The organism is Pseudomonas sp. NPDC087346, from assembly GCF_044744235.1.
In the GTDB taxonomy this organism is placed as follows: domain Bacteria; phylum Pseudomonadota; class Gammaproteobacteria; order Pseudomonadales; family Pseudomonadaceae; genus Aquipseudomonas.
This window is the reverse complement of record NZ_JBIUXX010000006.1, coordinates 56,339-74,598: the sequence shown is the minus strand read 5'-3', so window position 1 is coordinate 74,598 and position 18,260 is coordinate 56,339. Positions and strand designations below refer to the sequence as shown.

General features: G+C 59.7%; 11 protein-coding genes. 7 read left to right on the top strand and 4 right to left on the bottom strand.

The genetic code is table 11. The annotated features are described in order from the left end of the window. Positions 1-107 precede the first annotated feature (107 nt). From mgtA to ACIOZM_RS05665, 3 genes are all read right to left on the bottom strand, one after another. Positions 108-2,807 carry a magnesium-translocating P-type ATPase gene (mgtA, locus tag ACIOZM_RS05675; RefSeq protein ID WP_401210516.1) on the bottom strand — a complete coding sequence of 900 codons (2,700 nt, stop codon included), beginning with the start codon at positions 2,805-2,807 and terminating at the stop codon, positions 108-110. Between the two features lie 725 nt (positions 2,808-3,532). Continuing rightward, entirely contained in the window at positions 3,533-4,870 is a 1,338-nt protein-coding gene (locus tag ACIOZM_RS05670) for a lysine N(6)-hydroxylase/L-ornithine N(5)-oxygenase family protein (protein WP_401210514.1), read from the bottom strand. Positions 4,871-5,005: 135 nt separating this feature from the next. Next, positions 5,006-5,488 (bottom strand): sigma-70 family RNA polymerase sigma factor, encoded by a 483-nt coding sequence (locus tag ACIOZM_RS05665; protein ID WP_401210511.1) that lies wholly within the window; start codon positions 5,486-5,488, stop codon positions 5,006-5,008. A 325-nt stretch (positions 5,489-5,813) separates the two neighbouring features. Here ACIOZM_RS05665 and ACIOZM_RS05660 point away from each other — a divergent pair, with 325 nt between their 5' ends. From ACIOZM_RS05660 to ACIOZM_RS05650, 3 genes are read left to right on the top strand one after another with little or no spacing between them, the layout of a single operon-like run. Beyond that, entirely contained in the window at positions 5,814-6,986 is a 1,173-nt protein-coding gene (locus tag ACIOZM_RS05660) for an efflux RND transporter periplasmic adaptor subunit (protein ID WP_401210508.1), read from the top strand. Further along, the gene (locus tag ACIOZM_RS05655) at positions 6,987-8,960 is read left to right on the top strand and encodes a MacB family efflux pump subunit (RefSeq protein ID WP_401210505.1); all 1,974 of its coding nucleotides are present in this window, start codon (positions 6,987-6,989) and stop codon (positions 8,958-8,960) included. Between the two features lie 7 nt (positions 8,961-8,967). Further along, positions 8,968-10,368 carry an efflux transporter outer membrane subunit gene (locus ACIOZM_RS05650; RefSeq protein WP_401210502.1) on the top strand — a complete coding sequence of 467 codons (1,401 nt, stop codon included), beginning with the start codon at positions 8,968-8,970 and terminating at the stop codon, positions 10,366-10,368. 561 nt (positions 10,369-10,929) lie between these two features. On the opposite strand, the gene ACIOZM_RS05645 is transcribed toward ACIOZM_RS05650, so the two are convergent. Next, positions 10,930-12,558: a PvdJ/PvdD/PvdP-like protein gene (locus ACIOZM_RS05645; RefSeq protein ID WP_401210500.1), complete on the bottom strand. Its 1,629-nt coding sequence runs from the start codon at positions 12,556-12,558 to the stop codon at positions 10,930-10,932. 219 nt (positions 12,559-12,777) lie between these two features. On the opposite strand from ACIOZM_RS05645, the gene pvdM reads away from it, so the two are divergent. The 4 genes from pvdM to ACIOZM_RS05625 all read left to right on the top strand — a co-directional run bounded on the left by pvdM (position 12,778) and on the right by ACIOZM_RS05625 (position 18,129). Then, entirely contained in the window at positions 12,778-14,127 is a 1,350-nt protein-coding gene (gene pvdM, locus ACIOZM_RS05640; protein WP_401210497.1) for a pyoverdine-tailoring dipeptidase-like protein PvdM, read from the top strand. Positions 14,128-14,155: 28 nt separating this feature from the next. Next, positions 14,156-15,436, top strand: a complete 1,281-nt coding sequence (locus tag ACIOZM_RS05635) for an aminotransferase class V-fold PLP-dependent enzyme (protein ID WP_401210495.1) — start codon at positions 14,156-14,158, stop codon at positions 15,434-15,436. 30 nt (positions 15,437-15,466) lie between these two features. Beyond that, positions 15,467-16,360 carry a formylglycine-generating enzyme family protein gene (locus tag ACIOZM_RS05630; protein WP_401210493.1) on the top strand — a complete coding sequence of 298 codons (894 nt, stop codon included), beginning with the start codon at positions 15,467-15,469 and terminating at the stop codon, positions 16,358-16,360. A 119-nt stretch (positions 16,361-16,479) separates the two neighbouring features. After that, on the top strand, positions 16,480-18,129 hold the full coding sequence (locus tag ACIOZM_RS05625) for a cyclic peptide export ABC transporter (RefSeq protein ID WP_401210490.1): 1,650 nt from the start codon (positions 16,480-16,482) through the stop codon (positions 18,127-18,129). The last annotated feature ends 131 nt before the right edge of the window (positions 18,130-18,260 follow it).

Here is an 18,260-nt window from a genome sequence, read left to right as displayed (position 1 = left end):
AACATACCGTTCCCTGTAGGAGCTGCGGCACGCTGCGATCTTTTGATCTTGATTTAAAGATCAGGATCAAAAGATCGCAGCGTGCCGCAGCTCCTACAGGGGCAGCATTACTGCCAGCCGAACCGGCGGATGTAGAAGCCTTTCACTGCCTGGGTCAGCCCCATGTACGCCAGCAGGATCATTGGCAGGAACACGAAGTACATCGATGGCAGCGCTTGCAGTTTGAAGTAATTCGCCAGCGGCCCCATCGGCAGGAAAATCCCCACGGCCATGATGATTCCGGTCATTACCAGCAACGGTGTCGCCGCGCGGCTTTGCAGGAACGGAATCTTCGGTGTACGGATCATGTGCACGATCAGCGTCTGGGTCAGCAACCCCACCACGAACCAGCCGGACTGGAACAGCGTCTGGTGATCCGGGGTGTTGGCATCAAATACGTACCACATCAAGGCAAACGTTGTGATGTCAAAGATCGAACTGATCGGGCCGAAGAACAGCATGAAACGTCCGACGTCAGCCGGCTGCCAGCGCTGCGGTTGTTTGAGCATCTCTTCATCGACGTTATCGAACGGAATGGCGATCTGCGAAATATCGTAAAGCAGGTTCTGTACCAGCAGATGCATCGGCAGCATTGGCAGGAACGGAATGAACGCACTGGCGACCAGCACCGAGAACACGTTGCCGAAGTTCGAGCTGGCGGTCATCTTGATGTACTTGAGCATGTTGGCGAAGGTCCGGCGCCCTTCAAGCACGCCCTCCTCCAGCACCATCAGGCTCTTTTCCAGCAGGATGATGTCGGCCGCTTCCTTGGCGATATCCACCGCGCTGTCCACCGAAATTCCGATGTCAGCGGTACGCAACGCTGGTGCATCGTTGATGCCGTCACCCATGAAGCCGACCACATGGCCGTTGCCTTTGAGAATGCGCACAATGCGTTCTTTATGCGTTGGCGTCAGTTTGGCGAAGACGTTGGTGTTCTCCACCGCGACCGCCAGTTCGGCATCGCTCATGCGTTCGACATCATTGCCCAGCAGCAGGCCTTGTTGTGCGAGGCCGACTTCGCGGCAGATTTTCGCGGTGACCAGTTCGTTGTCGCCGGTCAGCACTTTTACTGCCACACCATGCGCAGCCAAAGCCTTGAGCGCCGGTGCAGTACTTTCCTTCGGTGGATCGAGAAACGCCACGTAACCGATCAGCGTCAATTCCTGCTCATCCGCCAGGCTGTAGGTGTCGCGACCTTCGGGCATCGAGCGTGCAGCAACCGCCACAACTCGTAAGCCTTCAGCGTTGAATGCTGCGGTGACCTGCCGAATACGGGTCAGCAATTCATCGCTCAAGGCTTCATCGAGTTCGCCATGACGTACACGGGTGCACACCGCCAGCACTTCTTCCACGGCGCCTTTGCAGATCAACTGATGTGGCTGGCCGCTGCCTTCGACCACCACCGACATGCGCCGACGATTGAAGTCGAACGGGATCTCATCGACCTTGCGAAACGCGGTGCCGACCTTCAGTTCACGGTGAACTTCCACGTGTTCCAGCACCGCCACGTCCAGCAGGTTTTTCAGGCCGGTCTGGTAGTAGCTGTTGAGGTAGGCCATTTCCAGCACGTCATCGGAGTCTTGACCCCAGACGTCGACATTGCGCGCCAGGAAAATCTTGTCCTGCGTCAGGGTGCCGGTCTTGTCGGTGCACAGCACATCCATCGCGCCGAAGTTCTGGATCGCATCGAGGCGTTTGACGATGACTTTTTTGCGCGACAGGAATACCGCGCCTTTGGCCAATGTCGAGGTGACGATCATCGGCAGCATTTCCGGAGTCAGGCCGACAGCAATCGACAGTGCGAACAGCAGTGCTTCGGTCCAGTCACCTTTGGTGAAGCCGTTGATGAACAGCACCAGCGGCGCCATGACGAACATGAAACGGATCAACAACCAGCTGACTTTGTTGACGCCCATCTGGAACGAAGTCACCTGGCGGTCGGTAGCCCCGACTCGTTGCGCCAGCGCACCGAAATAAGTGCTGTTGCCAGTGGTGAGAATCACCGCCACCGCCGTGCCCGACACCACGTTGGTGCCCATGAACAGGATGTTGTCCAGTTCCAGCGGGTTGCCGGTGTCGCGATCCGCCTGACGCGGAAACTTCTCTACCGGCATCGATTCACCGGTCATCGCCGCTTGGCTGACGAACAGGTCCTTGGCGCTCAACACCCGGCAATCGGCGGGAATCATGTCACCGGCCGACAGCACGATCAGGTCCCCCGGCACCAGCAGTTTGATCGCCAGTTCGGTACGCGGCGCATCCCGGCGCATAACCGTGGCGGTGTTGCTGACCATGGCTTTCAGCGCATCGGCAGCCTTGTTCGATTTGCTTTCCTGCCAGAAGCGCAACAGCGTCGAGAGCACCACCATCGAGAAAATCACGGTGGCGGCTTTCAGGTCTTCAGTCAGCCACGAGATCACCGCCAACAGGGTCAGCAGCAGGTTGAACGGGTTTTTGTAGCAGTGCCACAGGTGAGTCCACCATGGCAGCGGTTGTTCATGCTCGACTTCGTTGAGGCCGTATTGCGCACGCAGCGCATCGACTTCGAAATCGGTCAGGCCATCGGTGTGGGTCCCAAGATTGGTCAACAGCAAACCGCTGTCGCAATGGGCGGCATCGACCAAAGTGTTGGCCAGGGTGGGCGGCACTTCACGGCTGACCGTGGTGTCGGTGATGGATTCCAGCAGCGCCAGGCGACGGAAGTGTCGGGCGATGTGGCGGGTCCGCAGAAAACCTGCGAAGAATTCCTTTAGCGTAAGTTTCATGGCTGTTGCCCCTATGGTCAGCCGGGAAACCGTCAAGCAGGTACGACCGCGCCTCGTGCACCGAAAAAAACGGCACGGCAAGGCTTGGCGCGCCGGTCAGAAAAGACAGGCGTGTCGATAGGGCTGCGATCACGACGAAAAGTCGAAACCACGCTCTTTCAGTGTCGAAGAGAAGGACGTCGAGACATGACCTGACAGGCCATGCACGGGATGCCGCTGCTCGCTTTTACGGCGAGACAACGGCAGAGAAAGGCTGCGCGTTATCTTGCCGAGAATCCGCCGGTTATCGAGACCGGCCGACAACTGTCACTCGAACAAGTACCCACTGTGGGTCTCCGCTATTGATGAAAACGCGCGAAGCTTACGCCCCGATGTATTGAGAGTAAACCCGTAACTATATGTGTGCCGGGCAAATGCCGGGTTCTTCAGGAAGGGTTCAGGAATCAGAATTTGTGGCGGTCTCAGGGGCCCCATCGCTAGCAGGCTAGCTCCCACAGAGCATCTTCAGTGAACACAGCTTTTGTGTCAGATGAGAATCCAGTGTGGGAGCTAGCTGCTCCCACAAAGCATCTTCGGTGAACACAGCTTTTGTGTCAGATGAGGATCCAGTGTGGGAGCTAGCTGCTCCCACAAAGCATCTTTGGTGAACACAGCTTTTGTGTCAGATGAGGATCCAGTGTGGGAGCTAGCCTGCTAGCGATTGCGGTGTATCAGGCAATACAGAATCAGCTGGCAGTCGCCAACAACAGATCGGCCATCGAACGGCTGTGCCCACGGTTCTTGCCATGCTCATACAGCGAGCCGGCAATTTCATCGGCGCGGATCGGCAGGACCGACAGCAGCGTGTCGCTCAAACCGTGGCTGGCCTGGCAGAAGCCCTGCATGTAGATGCCGGCCTTGCAGCGCTCGTCGGTGATCAGCTTGTAGTTGCGATCCACTTCGAATTCACCCAGATACTCTTCCAGCGGCGCCAGCAGTTTGCGGTGCATCTGACGCTCGTAACCGGTGGCCAGCACCACGGCGTCGTAAACGCGCACGGTGACTTCGCCAGTGGCGTTGTTGCGCACCGCCAGTTCGATGCCGCGCTCGGTGGCGGTGGCTTTCTCGACAGTGGTCAGGGTACGGAACGCATGACGGGTCACACCGGAAACCTTCTGGCGATAGAAGATCCCGTAGATGCGTTCGATCAGATCGATGTCCACCACCGAATAGTTGGTGTTGTGGTACTCGTTGACCAGACGCTCACGCTCGGCGCTGTTCTGCTGGAACACCAGATCGGTGAACTCCGGCGAGAATACTTCGTTGACGAACGGGCTATCGTCCGCAGGTTTGAGCGCCGAACCGCGCAGAATCATGTCGACTTTTACCGATGGGAACGAATCGTTCAGATCGATAAAGGCTTCCGCCGCGCTCTGCCCGCCGCCAATGATCGCAATGTTCATTGGCTGGTTGTTGACGCACGGCTGCCTGGCCATTTCCGCCAGGTATTGCGAGTGATGGAACACCCGGCCATCGCCCTTCAGCGCCTTGAACGCTTCTGGAATACGCGGTGTGCCACCGGCGCTGACGACCACCGAGCGGGTGGTGCGTACATGTTGATGACCCAACGAATCGCGCGAGATCACCCGCAGCGCTTCAACCTGATGGTTGTGCAGCACCGGCTCGATGGTCAGCACTTCTTCGCCGTAACGACTCTGCTCAGTGAACTGCCCGGCGACCCAGCGCAGGTAGTCGTTGTACTCCATGCGGCACGGGTAAAAGGTGCCGAGGTTGATGAAGTCCACCAGACGACCGTGATATTTGAGGTAATTGACGAACGAGTACGGGCTGGTCGGATTGCGCAGGGTCACCAGATCCTTGAGGAAGGAAATCTGCAACTCGCTCTGCGTCGACAGCGTGTTGCCGTGCCAGCTGTAGTTGGCCTGCTTGTCGAGAAACAATACATCCAGTTCGCCGTGGGTCGGGCCGCGCTCTTGCAGTGCGATGGCCAGTGCCAGGTTCGAAGGGCCGAAACCGACGCCGATCAGGTCGTGAACGATGGGCGATGCAATTGCCTGTGTCATTTCCAGTGTCCTCTGGATGTACCCCCCAACAGCGGGGAAAGGAGAGCCTAAGTGACCTGACCGGCCTTGAGCAGGACAGCAGGTCGTCTGTTGAGTAGGAACGAGGACAATGAAATAAAATTTAACGACGTCGGCTCAATGGGCATCCCATTGTTTGATTCGCAGTCGGCAATGCTTCATCGCATTGACGATGTGTTTTTCCACCAGCGCCTTGGAAATGCCGAGGTGTTCGGCGATCTCCGGGTGTGAGAGGCCTTCGATCTTGCGCAGCAGAAAACTTTCGCGGCACGCCGATGACAGTTCGGCCAGTGCGCGCTGGAGCATCTCCAGTCGCTGACCATGATCGAAGGTGCTGTGGGGGGACGGCGTGAAGTAGCGCTCTTCGTTATCGAGCACGTCCAGCGATTCAACCTGACGCAAGGCGTTGCGGCGGTGATCGTCGATCACCAGATTCAACGCGGTGCGGTAGAGAAAAGCCCGGGGCTGCTCGATCGGCGTTTCGCTGGAACGTTCCAGCACCCGCAAATAGGCGTCATGCACCACATCTTCGGCAACCTGACGGTTGCCGAGCTTGGCGTTCAGGAAACACACCAGCTCGCGATAGTAGTTTTCCAACATGACTCCCGGCCGCAATAAAAGGTGCGGTTTCTGTCCTTGAGCACACTGATTTGCCAGCGCGAAGCGCGGTAGCAAGATAGTGGCAACTTGAGGCGCGTAATTTATAGTAATTCTCATATAGATTTAAAGTAGTGTTTGCCCTTGCCCGATAAATAGTCCTGCCCTATAGCTGTTACTTTGTATTTCCGCGCTTAAATTCCCCCTCGCCTGCATCGTTTACAGGACAGCCCCCCGTGTCTGTCGCGCCCTGCGATAGCGTTCAGCGACCGCACGATTCTGTGTACCGGTTGAATGACGGGCCGAATTTCATTGGCCGGAACCCTGCATGAAACGTCCCCGCCCCGCCCGACGCGCGCTGCTCGTAGTCCTTTGTCTGATTCCTGTTGTCGCTTACGCCGCCTGGCAAATCATGCCGCCAGGCCGGGACAAATTCGCCACCGTGCAAGTCAGTCGTGGCGACATCGAAAGCAGCGTCACGGCGCTGGGCACCCTGCAACCACGGCGTTATGTCGACGTCGGCGCGCAGGCCTCGGGGCAGATCCAGAAAATCCATGTGGAAGTCGGTGACGTGGTCAAGGAAGGCCAGTTGCTGGTCGAGATCGACCCGTCCACGCAAAAAGCCAAGCTCGATGCAGGGCGTTTTTCCATCGAAAACCTCAAGGCGCAGCTTCAAGAGCAACGGGCCCAGCACGAGCTGGCGCAACAGAAATACCAGCGTCAGCAGAATCTCGCCGCCGGCGGTGCCACCCGTGAAGAAGATGTGCAGACCGCTCGCGCAGAATTGAAGGCCACTCAGGCGCGCATCGACATGTTCCAGGCGCAGATACGCCAGGCCGAGGCCAGCCTGCGCAGCGATCAGGCCGAGCTCGGTTACACCCGCATCTACGCGCCCATGGCTGGCACCGTGGTCGCCCTCGATGCCCGCGAAGGCCAGACCCTCAACGCGCAGCAGCAGACACCACTGATTCTGCGCATCGCCAAACTGTCACCGATGACCGTCTGGGCCGAGGTTTCCGAGGCCGACATCGGCCACGTCAAACCGGGCATGACGGCCTATTTCACTACGCTCAGCGGCGGCAGCCGCCGCTGGAGCAGCACCGTGCGGCAGATTCTGCCGGTGCCGCCAAAGCCACTGGATCAAACCAGCCAGGGCGGCGGCAGTCCGGCCAGCAGCAGCAAAAGCGGCAGTGCCCGGGTCGTGCTCTACACCGTGTTGCTCGACGTCGACAATGCCGACAACGCCTTGATGGCCGAGATGACCACCCAGGTGTTCTTCGTCTCCAATCAGGCGAAAGATGTGCTCACTGCCCCGGTCGCCGCGTTGCAGGGCAGCGCCACGGCGAACCTGCAGACCGCCCAAGTGGTGGCGGCCAATGGCAACATTCAGTCCCGCGAAGTCCGCACCGGTATCAGTGATCGGTTGAAGGTGCAGATACTCGAAGGCCTGAACGAAGGCGATCACCTGCTGATCGGCCCCGCCGACGGTAGCGGAGGCTGAATGCAAACGCCTCTGATCGACCTGCAGGACATCCGCAAATCCTACGGCGGCGGCGACGCGCCGCAAGTTCACGTGTTGCGTGGCATCGACCTGTCGATTCACGCCGGGGAGTTCGTGGCGATTGTCGGTGCTTCCGGTTCCGGCAAATCGACGCTGATGAACATCCTCGGTTGCCTCGACCGACCGACGTCGGGCGAGTACCGTTTTGCCGGGGAAAACGTCGCCGCCCTCGACAGCGATGAACTGGCGTGGCTGCGCCGCGAGGCCTTTGGTTTTGTATTCCAGGGCTATCACCTGATTCCATCCGGCTCAGCCCAGGAGAACGTCGAAATGCCGGCGATCTATGCCGGCATGCCTGCCGCCGAGCGTCATGCCCGCGCCGCCGCCCTGCTCGACCGACTCGGGCTGGCATCACGCACCGGCAACCGGCCGCATCAGCTTTCCGGAGGCCAGCAACAACGGGTGTCGATTGCCCGGGCATTGATGAACGGCGGCCATATCATTCTCGCCGACGAACCCACTGGCGCCCTCGATAGTCACAGCGGCAAAGAAGTGATGGCGTTGCTCGATGAACTGGCGAACCAAGGTCATGTGGTGATTCTCATCACCCACGACCGCGAAGTGGCGGCCCGGGCCAAACGCATCATCGAAATCAGCGACGGCCTGATCATCAGCGACAGTGCCCACGACAATCCGCAAGCCCAGACCAGCGCCAGACCCGGAGCCTTGCAGGCAGTCGACCTGCGCAAACGTCTGGCCGAGGGCGCCGAAGCGAGGGGCGCGTGGAAAGGTGAGTTGATCGACGCATTGCAAGCCGCGTGGCGGGTCATGTGGATCAACCGTTTTCGCACTGCCCTGACCCTGCTGGGGATCATCATCGGTGTGGCATCGGTGGTGGTCATGCTCGCTGTCGGTGAAGGCAGCAAACGTCAGGTCATGGCGCAAATGGGCGCTTTCGGCTCCAACATCATTTATCTGGGTGGCGTGCCGCCGCATCCACGGGCGCCCCAGGGCATCGTTACCCTCGACGATCTCGCCGTCCTTGCCACCCTGCCGCTGATCAAGCAGATCATGCCGGTCAACGGTGCCGAAGCCGTGGTGCGTTTCGGCAATGTCGATCACCACAGTTACGTCGGTGGCAACGACACCAGTTTCCCGAAGATTTTCAACTGGCCGGTGGTCGAAGGCAGCTACTTTACTGCTGCCGACGAAGCCGCAGGCGCTGCCGTGGCGGTGATCGGGCACAAGGTGCGGACCAAGTTGCTCAAGGACGTGCCCAACCCTGTCGGTCAATACATTCTGATTGAAAACGTCCCCTTCCAAGTGGTCGGCGTCCTCGCGGAAAAAGGCTCCAGCTCCGGCGACTCCGACAGCGACGACCGCATCGCTATCCCCTACTCCGCCGCCAGTACGCGACTTTTCGGCACCTACAACCCGGAGTACGTGGCCATCGCTGCCGCCGATGCGCGCAAGGTCAAGGAAACCGAGCAGGAAATCGAACGCATGATGCTGCGCCTGCACAACGGCACCAAGGACTTCGAACTGACCAACAACGCCGCGATGATCCAGGCCGAAGCCCGCACACAAAATACCCTGTCGCTGATGCTCGGCTCGATTGCCGCAATCTCGCTGCTGGTGGGCGGCATCGGCGTGATGAACATCATGCTCATGACCGTGCGCGAACGTACCCGCGAAATCGGTATTCGCATGGCGACCGGCGCCCGGCAACGAGACATCCTGCGGCAGTTTCTGACCGAAGCGGTGATGCTCTCGGTGGTCGGCGGCATCGCCGGGATCGCTCTGGCGCTGATCGTCGGTGGCGTGCTGGTGCTCAGCGAAGTGGCTGTGGCGTTTTCCTTGATGGCGGTACTCGGTGCCTTTGGCTGCGCCCTTGTGACCGGTGTTGTCTTCGGCTTCATGCCGGCCCGCAAAGCCGCCCGGCTCGACCCGGTCACGGCCCTTACCAGTGAATGATCGCTCTATGAAACCGCGCCTCAGCCTGTTGACCCTCTGCCTGATGCTCGGCGCCTGCGGTACTCCCGCCCAGCGCCCGGACAGCGACTTGCAGCCTCCCGCCAACTGGCAAGCGCCACACGCTGACAGCCTCGCCCGGAGTAACGTGCAATGGTGGACGCACTTCGCCAGCCCTGAACTGGATCGCTTGATCGAACAGGCGCGTACTGGCAGCTTCGACCTTGCAGCCGCCGTCGCCCGCGTGCAGCAGGCGCAGGCCGGAACCGTGATCGCCGGCGGCTCGCAATTACCGGAGCTCAAGGCCGCACTCAATGCCAATCGGCAAAAACTGCTGCGCGGCAACGGTTATAGCCAACTGGATGCCGACAGCAGCAACAAGGCTGTCGATTACTTCGACGCCAATCTGAATGCCAGTTACGAAATTGACTTCTGGGGCGGCAAACAAGCATCCCGCGACAGCGCGCAATTTGCCTTGCAGGCTAGCGAATTCGACTGTGCAACCGTGGAACTGACATTGCTCGGCAGCGTCGCAGAGACCTACGCACAAACCCTTTCGCTGCGCGAACAAAGTCGTATCGCCGCACTGAATCTGACCAATGCCCGGGATGTCTTGAGGCTGGTACAGACCCGCTTTGACTCAGGCTCGGCCACTGCGCTGGAACTGGCACAGCAGAAAAGCCTGGTGGCCGCGCAACAACGCCAGTTGCCACTGGTGCAGCAACAGGCACGTGATGCGGCTGTCAGTCTCGCGGCGCTGCTTGGTCGTCCGGTGCAGGAGTTGGCGGCAAGCCGTGAATCCTTCGCGCAGTTGCAGTGGCCGGTCATCGATGCAGGCTTGCCCAGTGATCTGCTCAATCGACGCCCCGACATCGCCCGCGCCGAAGCACAACTCGCCGCCGCCCAGGCCGACGTCAAAGTCGCCCGCGCGGCAATGCTGCCAACCGTGATCCTCAGCGCCGACCTCGGTTCGGGATCCGATCGCTTCAGTGATGTGTTGCGCAGCCCTTTCTACAACCTCACGGCCGGGCTGGTGGCCCCCATCTTCAACAACGGCCGCCTGAGCGCCGAGCGCGACAAAGCCACCGCGCGCCAGCAAGAGCTGCTGGAAAACTACCGTGGGGCGATCATCAATGGTTTCGCCGATGTCGAGAAAGCCCTGAACAGTATTCGCGGACTGGATGAACAGCGGCAGTGGCAGACCGAAGAACTCGGCCAGGCACAAACTGCCTTCAACATCGCCCAGAGCCGCTACCAGGCGGGTGCCGAAGATCTGCTGACCGTACTGGAAACCCAGCGCACCCTGTACGCAGCGCAAGATCTGAATGTGCAACTGCGACTGTCCCGATTGCAAGCGAGCATTGCCCTGTATAAGGCACTGGGCGGCGGCTGGCAGATCGCAAGCCGATAAACCAGCGGGCAGCGGCGGTGGGCCAGCCAGTGACCTGCTGGATGTACTGCACCCATCGCCAGCAGGCTGGCTCCCACAAGGTTTGGAGGATAGGCACAACTTTGCGCCACACCACGGACATTGTAGGAGCCAGCCTGCTGGCGATAGCTGTGAGTCTGGCAGAACAGCGCCTGGATGTGACAACCCCATCACCAGCAGGCTGGCTCCCACAAGGTTTGGAGGATGGGCACAACTTTGCGCCACACCTTGGACATTGTAGGAGCCAGCCTGCTGGCGATAGCTGTGGGTCTGGCAGAACAGCGCCTGGATGTGACGGCCCCATCGCCAGCAGGCTGGCTCCCACAAGGTTTGGAGGATAGGCACAACTTTCCGCCACACCACGGACATTGTAGGAGCCAGCCTGCTGGCGATAGCTGTGGGTCTGCCAGAAAAAGGCTGGATGTGACAACCCCATCACCAGCAGGCTGGCTCCCACAGGGCTTGGGGGATGGGCACAACTTTGCGCCGCACCTTGGGACATTGTAGGAGCCAGCCTGCTGGCGATTGAACGATGATGCGGTCTCAAGCCGTCGTCTGTTTGGCCTTCAGATGCCGGGCATACCAAGGTCGTTTCGGCACTTTGCGGAACAGTTCGGTGAGTTTCTTCTCGTCATCGCTGAAGGTGATCCGCAGCGCCAGTTTCATGGTCTCCGGATCCATCTCAACCGACTTGCCCGACTGCAGACCCGGCACGGTACTGCAACCGTGAGTGACCGGCCCCAACCACGGATCATCCACTTCGACCCAACGTCCTGGCGCAAACCACGGCACACCATTCACCTGCAAACGAGTCACCTCTCCCGGATGGAAGCGTTCGTGAGCGCGGAACCAATCTTCCAGACGGTCATCGATCCAGGCATGAAACGCCCAGAATACGGGACTCACATGAGAGGAAAACGGATCGCCAAGGAAGTCATTTTCAGCGGCGTACCAGCGTGCCGAAAAATCCGCCGGGTCGCGGGCAAACGGCACCGGGTGACCGTTGGATGGATCACGCGGCACTGATGCCCAGCGCATGTGCAGCCAATCGTGCAGCCCCAGTTCGACCTCCGAGCCGAACTGGCCCAGAGTCAGTTTCGACAGATAGCGCGGGTCACGGTAACGCGACTCCCAGACCAGGAAGTTGCTGTGATAAGTCTCGGCGGTCTTGATGTCGCTGACCCACTGCGAATACTCGTCATCGTCCTCGGCCACCCAGGTCGGTGGCAGCGAAGTACCGTCATGATTGTCGAAGTAACGGGCGAAACCCTGCCGATCGCGGATCAGTTCCGGCTGCGGCAACGGGAAATGCTGCCACGCTGGCAGATCCTGCATCGTGCGCGCAGTGCCCAGCATGTGCCGGTGCATGAAAAAGAAATCGATCCCCGAGCCATTGCGATCCTTGCGCGGGCCACGGGCATCGCGCTCCTTGTCTCTCGGACCGGGTTGCCAGCCAATACCGCGCAGGGCTCCGCGCTTTTCCTCGGACAAGGTGTGCCACTTGTCCCGTGAGGCGTGCCAAAGCTGATGGAACAATCGATGTTCGGGAGAGATCAGCCAGGCCAGCAGCGTCGGATTGAGGCCGGCGCGTTCACGCGCTTCAGGGAAGACACGCTTGACCGCGATAAAGCGGTTGTCCTGGGATGGCAACATCAAGGGACGATCCAGATTCAACACGCGACCACTGAGGCTGCCGCTGCCAGCGTTGCCGAAACCGCCCCAGACCTCATCCAGCGCCATGCTGAATTCATAGTCAGGCGCACCATCAGCCGCCGTGGTACTGACCAACCGCCAACTCAGTTCGGATACCTTGACGTCGGCAAGATCGGCGAGCACTCGATAACGCGGCTCAAGTGGTGAGCGCAGACGCTCGCCAGTATCAACAAAGCCGATGACACCACGGCCCTTATGGGCGATGTCGAGGAAAACTTCCAGGCCCTCTTTCGGCAACCCGGCGATGCCTGCATCACGGCCTTCGAAACGAATTTGCCAGACGCCACGCAAGGTGTCGGCCAGCCGTTGGCCGGCGGCATCCGCGACATCGAACGACGCCTCACCGGGCGTAATCGTCGGGTCCGGCTTCGTCCATTCACGATGCCCAAAATAAGCTGCAGGCACGGCAGCGCCGGTCAGTGCCAGACCCGCCATGAACCATCGTCGAGAAATCGTCATTGCCTTACCCGTGTCAGCCATGAAGCAGGCTTTATCCAAGCTAGAACGATTGCCGGGGCAGCAAATTTATCGGTTTGGCAAAAGATCGCAGCCTGTATCAGCGTCTACCGGTACCGATCTTTTGCCGGCACGCTAAATTACTGCCCTGCCCAGTCGTTCTTTCCAGATAGCAAAGGCCCTTGTGCCTGCACCTCGACGGCGAACCTGACTGAGATGGCAATGACAAAACCACGTTCGAAAAAGGCTCTTTACATCGGCCTGCCGCTGGCCTTGGCGATCAGCGCCGGCGCAGGCTTTGCGATCTGGGACCACTGGTTCAGAGACAATCCCGGCTATCCGCCCAAAGTCATGAAACAGGCTGACGAGTTGCAGGACCGCATTCTTTCATTCGACAGCCACGTCACCGTTCCGCTTGATTTCGGCACCGCCGGTAACGAAGCCGACAAGGACGGCAGCGGCCAGTTCGATCTGGTCAAGACTGCCCGAGGACGCCTCTCCGGCGCCGCCCTGACGATCTTCGGCTGGCCGGAAATCTGGAACGGCGCCAACGCTCCGCATCGGCCGACCGCAGGCTTCGTCGAAGAAGCCCGGTTCGAACAGGAAGCACGCTACAAGATCATCAGCACGCTGGTGCGCGACTTCCCCAATCAGGTGGCTATTGCCTATACCCCCGCCGACTTCCGCCGCCTCCATGGCGAAGGCAAGTTCGCGATTTTCATGAGCATGCTCAACGCCTATCCGCTGGGCAACGACCTCAACGCTCTCGATAAATGGGCCGCACGCGGCATGCGCATGTTCGGCTTCAGTTACGTCGGCAACAATGACTGGTCCGATTCGTCTCGCCCGCTGCCGTTTTTCAATGACACCCGTGATGCGCTCGGCGGCCTGTCTGACATCGGCAAACAGGCGGTGCACCGTCTCAACGACCTTGGTGTGATCATCGATGTATCGCAGATGTCGACCAAGGCCCTGAAGCAAGTGGCGCAATTGAGCCGCGCGCCGATTGTGGCTTCGCACTCCGCACCCCGGGCGCTGGTGGATATCCCGCGCAACATCAGCGATCAGGAAATGCAACTGATCAAGAACAGTGGCGGCGTGGTGCAAATTGTCGGTTTCCCGACTTACCTGCGCCCGCTGAGCCAGACCACGCAAGACAAACTCAATGCCCTGCGTGCCAAATTTGACCTGCAACCGCTGCAAGGTCTGGAAATGGCGCTGATGCCCGGCGATCCGATCATCACCGTCTGGCCGGAGCAGCGCTTCGGCGAATACGCCAGCCAGCTCTATGGGATCGTCGATCAAGAGCCGAAAGCGAACCTCAAGGACCTGGGCGACGCCATCGACTACGCCGTGAAAAAAATCGGCATCGACCACGTCGGCATCAGCTCCGACTTCAACGATGGCGGCGGCCTGGATGGCTGGAAGGATGTCAGCGAGGCGCGCAACGTCACAGCCGAGCTGATCTCGCGCGGCTACAGCGAGGCCGACATCGCCAAGCTGTGGGGCGGCAACTTTCTCAGAGTCTGGGAGCAAGTGCAGCAATCCTCGAAACCCGTGGCCAGCCACTGATGCCCTTTGCCAGAAGCGAACCGAAGTCATGACCAACCGTCGTTCTTTCCTCAAGCAGGCCGGCATTCTTGCTGCCGGCCTGCCGCTGGGGGCTGCTGTCAACCTGCCCGTGCGCGCCGCCAATTCGCAATCGTCGTACGGGGACAAATGGGCGCAACTGCGCCAGATGTTCGATCAGGATCCGGACTACCTGCACTTCGCCAACTTCCTCGTGACCTCCCATCCGCGTCCGGTGCGCGAAGCCATCGAACGTCATCGCGCCACACTGGATCGCAACCCCGGACGTGCGATGGACTGGGATCTGGGCGAAAGTGAAAAGCGCGAACAGGCCGTGCGCGAATGGGCTGGCCGCTATCTCAAGGCCAAACCGGAGCAGATCGCCCTGACCGGCAGTACCACCGAAGGTCTGGCACTGATTTACGGCGGCATTCATGTGCGCCCTGACCAGGAAATCCTCACCACCGAACACGAGCATTATTCGACCAACTACACCCTCGGCTATCGCCAGCAGAAAGACGGGGTGAAGGTACGCAAGCTCAAGCTGTTCGAGAGCAGCGCCGGGATCTCCGTCGATGAAGTGCTGACCAGCATCGACCGTGGCATCCGCCCCGAAACCCGCGTACTGGGCATGACCTGGGTGCAATCGGGCAGCGGTGTGAAATTGCCGATTGGCGAAATCGGCAAACTGGTAGACCAGCACAACCGTCAGCGCGAGGAAAAGGACCGCATTCTGTATGTGGTCGATGGCGTCCATGGTTTCGGCGTTGAAGACCTCGACTTCCCGGACATGCATTGCGACTTCTTCATCGCAGGTACCCACAAGTGGATGTTCGGCCCACGCGGCACCGGGATCATCTGTGCACGCTCCAGCGAACTCAAGGACGTCACACCGACCATCCCGACCTTCTCCGAAGCCACGACGTTTTCCACCACCATGACACCCGGCGGCTACCACAGTTTTGAGCATCGCTGGGCGCTGGACGAGGCGTTCAAACTGCATCTGGAACTGGGCAAGGCCGAGGTACAGAACCGCATCCACACCCTCAATACCTATGCGAAAAACCGTTTGCTGGAACACCCGTCTATCGAACTGGTAACGCCTCGCAGCGCAGAACTGTCCGCCGGTTTTACTTTTTTCCGGATCAAGGATCGCGACTGTGACCAGGTCGCCACCCAACTGATGGCAGACCGCGTGGTGTGTGATGCGGTGGAGCGCGACGCCGGCCCGGTGATCCGCATCGCGCCCGGTTTGCTGAACAACGAGAACCAAATCGAGCGCTTCATGGCTGTGCTGAACAAACATCTGTGACGCCCCGCTTTCCTTTAAACGAGATGACTCATGAAATCTGATCTGTTGTCCCCAGCCACGGGCGCCAAGGCGCTCAAGGCTCTGGCCCTCGCCGCGTTGATGGCCGGCCTGCTGCCGACCTCTGCCCAGGCCGCGACTCCGCCACCGGCGGGCAAAGTATTCAAGGACTGCAAGGACTGCCCGGAAATGGTGGTCCTGCCGGCAGGCACCTTCACCATGGGCACACCGGATGACGAAGTCGGCCGCGAACCCGATGAAGGACCGTTGCACGACGTGACCTTCGCCAAGGCATTCGCCATGAGCCGCTTTCAAATCACCGCCGGTGAATGGGACAGCTACGTCCGCGACAGCGGCGTGGTGATCGCCAATGGCGACACGCGCCCCGGCCGCGAGTGCGTTGCCAGCAAGCCACGCTATCCGCAGACCCCGCGTCAGCCAGCCGTGTGCATGGACTTCCAGGACATCAAGGACTACGTCGCTTGGCTGTCGAAAAAGACCGGTCAGAAATACAGCATGCTCAGCGAGGCCCAACGCGAGTACGGCGCCCGTGCCGGTTCCAAAGGCCCGTTCCCCTTCCCGTTCGACGAAGGCAAGGGCTACAGCATCGCCCGGCACGCCAATACTTACGGCCCGGCCGACGGCTACAGTTTCACCTCGCCGGTGGGCAGCTATCCGGCCAACGCATTCGGCCTGTACGACATGCACGGTAATGTTTACGAATGGGTCGAGGATTGCTACCACCCGGACTACAAAGGTGCGCCAACCGACGGCAGCGCCTGGCTCGAAGCCAATTGCGAGACCTTGCGTATCCGTGGCAATGACTGGGGCGAAGCACCGGTTTTCTCCCGTTCGGGCAACCGCAACGACATCGATCCAAAGACGCGTGGCGACTGGATCGGTTTCCGCGTCGTGCGTGAGCTGTAACGCGCTGTAACGCTTACCCTCTCCTCCCGGTCGCCGCCAGTCGGCGACCGTCTAAATTAAGCACCGGATCAGACGTTCTACAGGGTATCTGCCTTTACGACCCAAGGAACTGTCCTGTCATGACCCAGCCTACGCGCGGTGCAATTCATGAATTGTTCACCCTACTCAAACCCTTTCGGCTTGTTGTTGCACTCTCGGTCATTCTGGGCATGGTCGGTGGCCTGAGCGTCACCGTCCTGCTGGCCACCATCAACAATGCACTGCACTCCGAAAGCGGCCTGACCCAAGGCGTGGTGGCATTGTTCGGCGGCTTGTGTGTACTGGCGCTGCTCAGCTCGATCTGCTCGGACATCGGCACCAACTATGTCGGCCAACACATCATCGCCACCCTGCGCAAACAGTTGGGCGAGAAGGTGCTTTCGGCCCCCATCGACCAGATCGAGCGATACCGCAGCCACCGGTTGATTCCGGTCCTGACCCATGACGTCGACACCATCAGCGACTTCGCGTTTGCTTTCGCACCGTTGGCCATCTCGCTGACCGTGACCCTCGGCTGCATGGGCTATCTGGCGATGCTGTCCTGGCCGATGTTCCTGATCATGGTGGTTGCAATCCTGATCGGCAGCGGTATCCAGTACTTCGCCCAGGGCCGTGGAATCAAAGGCTTCTTCGCCGCCCGTGACGCCGAAGACGAACTGCAGAAGCATTACAACGCCATCGCCGAAGGCGCCAAGGAGTTGCGCATCCATCGTCCGCGCCGCCAGAGCATGTTCAATGCCGGTATCAAGGGCACCGCCGATTTCATCTGCAAGACCCAGATCAAGTCGATCAATACTTTTGTGATTGCCAAGAGCTTCGGTTCGATGCTGTTTTTTGTGGTCATCGGCCTCGCGCTGGCCCTGCAATCGTTCTGGCCAAGCGCCGACAAAACTGTGATGAGCGGCTTTGTGCTGGTGTTGCTGTACATGAAAGGCCCGCTGGAACATCTGGTCGGCACCCTGCCCGTAGTCAGCCGTGCGCAGATCGCTTTCCGCCGTATCGCCGAACTGTCCGCGCAATTTTCCTCGCCCGAGCCACACCTGCTGCTTAGCGACCAGGGCAAGAAAGCCACGCCGGTGCATAGCCTGGAACTCAATGACGTGCGCTACGCCTTCCCGGCGGTGGGCGATGCCCAGCCGTTCACGCTGGGCCCGGTAAATCTGAAGATCGAACAGGGCGACATCGTGTTCATCGTTGGCGAAAACGGTTGCGGCAAGACCACGCTGATCAAGCTGCTGCTGGGGCTGTACCCGCCACAGCAGGGGGAAATCCGTCTCAACGGTGAGTGCGTCAATGCTCAGACACGCGACGATTACCGTCAGTTGTTCACCACCATTTTTGCCGACTACTACCTGTTCGACGATGTGGTGCAAGGCGACACGCACATCCCCGAAGACGCCAACAAATACCTGCAACGCCTGGAAATCGCCCACAAGGTCAGCGTGCAGGACGGCAATTTCACTACCACAGATCTGTCCACCGGGCAGCGCAAGCGCCTGGCGCTGGTCAACGCATGGCTGGAAGAACGTCCGGTGCTGGTGTTCGACGAATGGGCGGCAGATCAGGACCCGACCTTCCGCCGGATTTTCTACACCGAACTGCTGCCCGACCTCAAACGCCTGGGCAAAACCATCATCGTGATCTCCCACGATGACCGCTACTTCGACGTGGCGGACCAGTTGGTGCGCATGGACGCCGGCAAAGTCATGACCGCGCTGAATCCGGCCTGACTGCCTTTTGCTCAGGGATGAGCCAATCCTGCCCCCGCGCGATAGCAGAAGTATTCGTGGGTGCGGGATTTTTTCCGGTTTTTTCTCAGTGTTGCGTCTAATTATCATTAACTAATAAAACTGCACTCGCA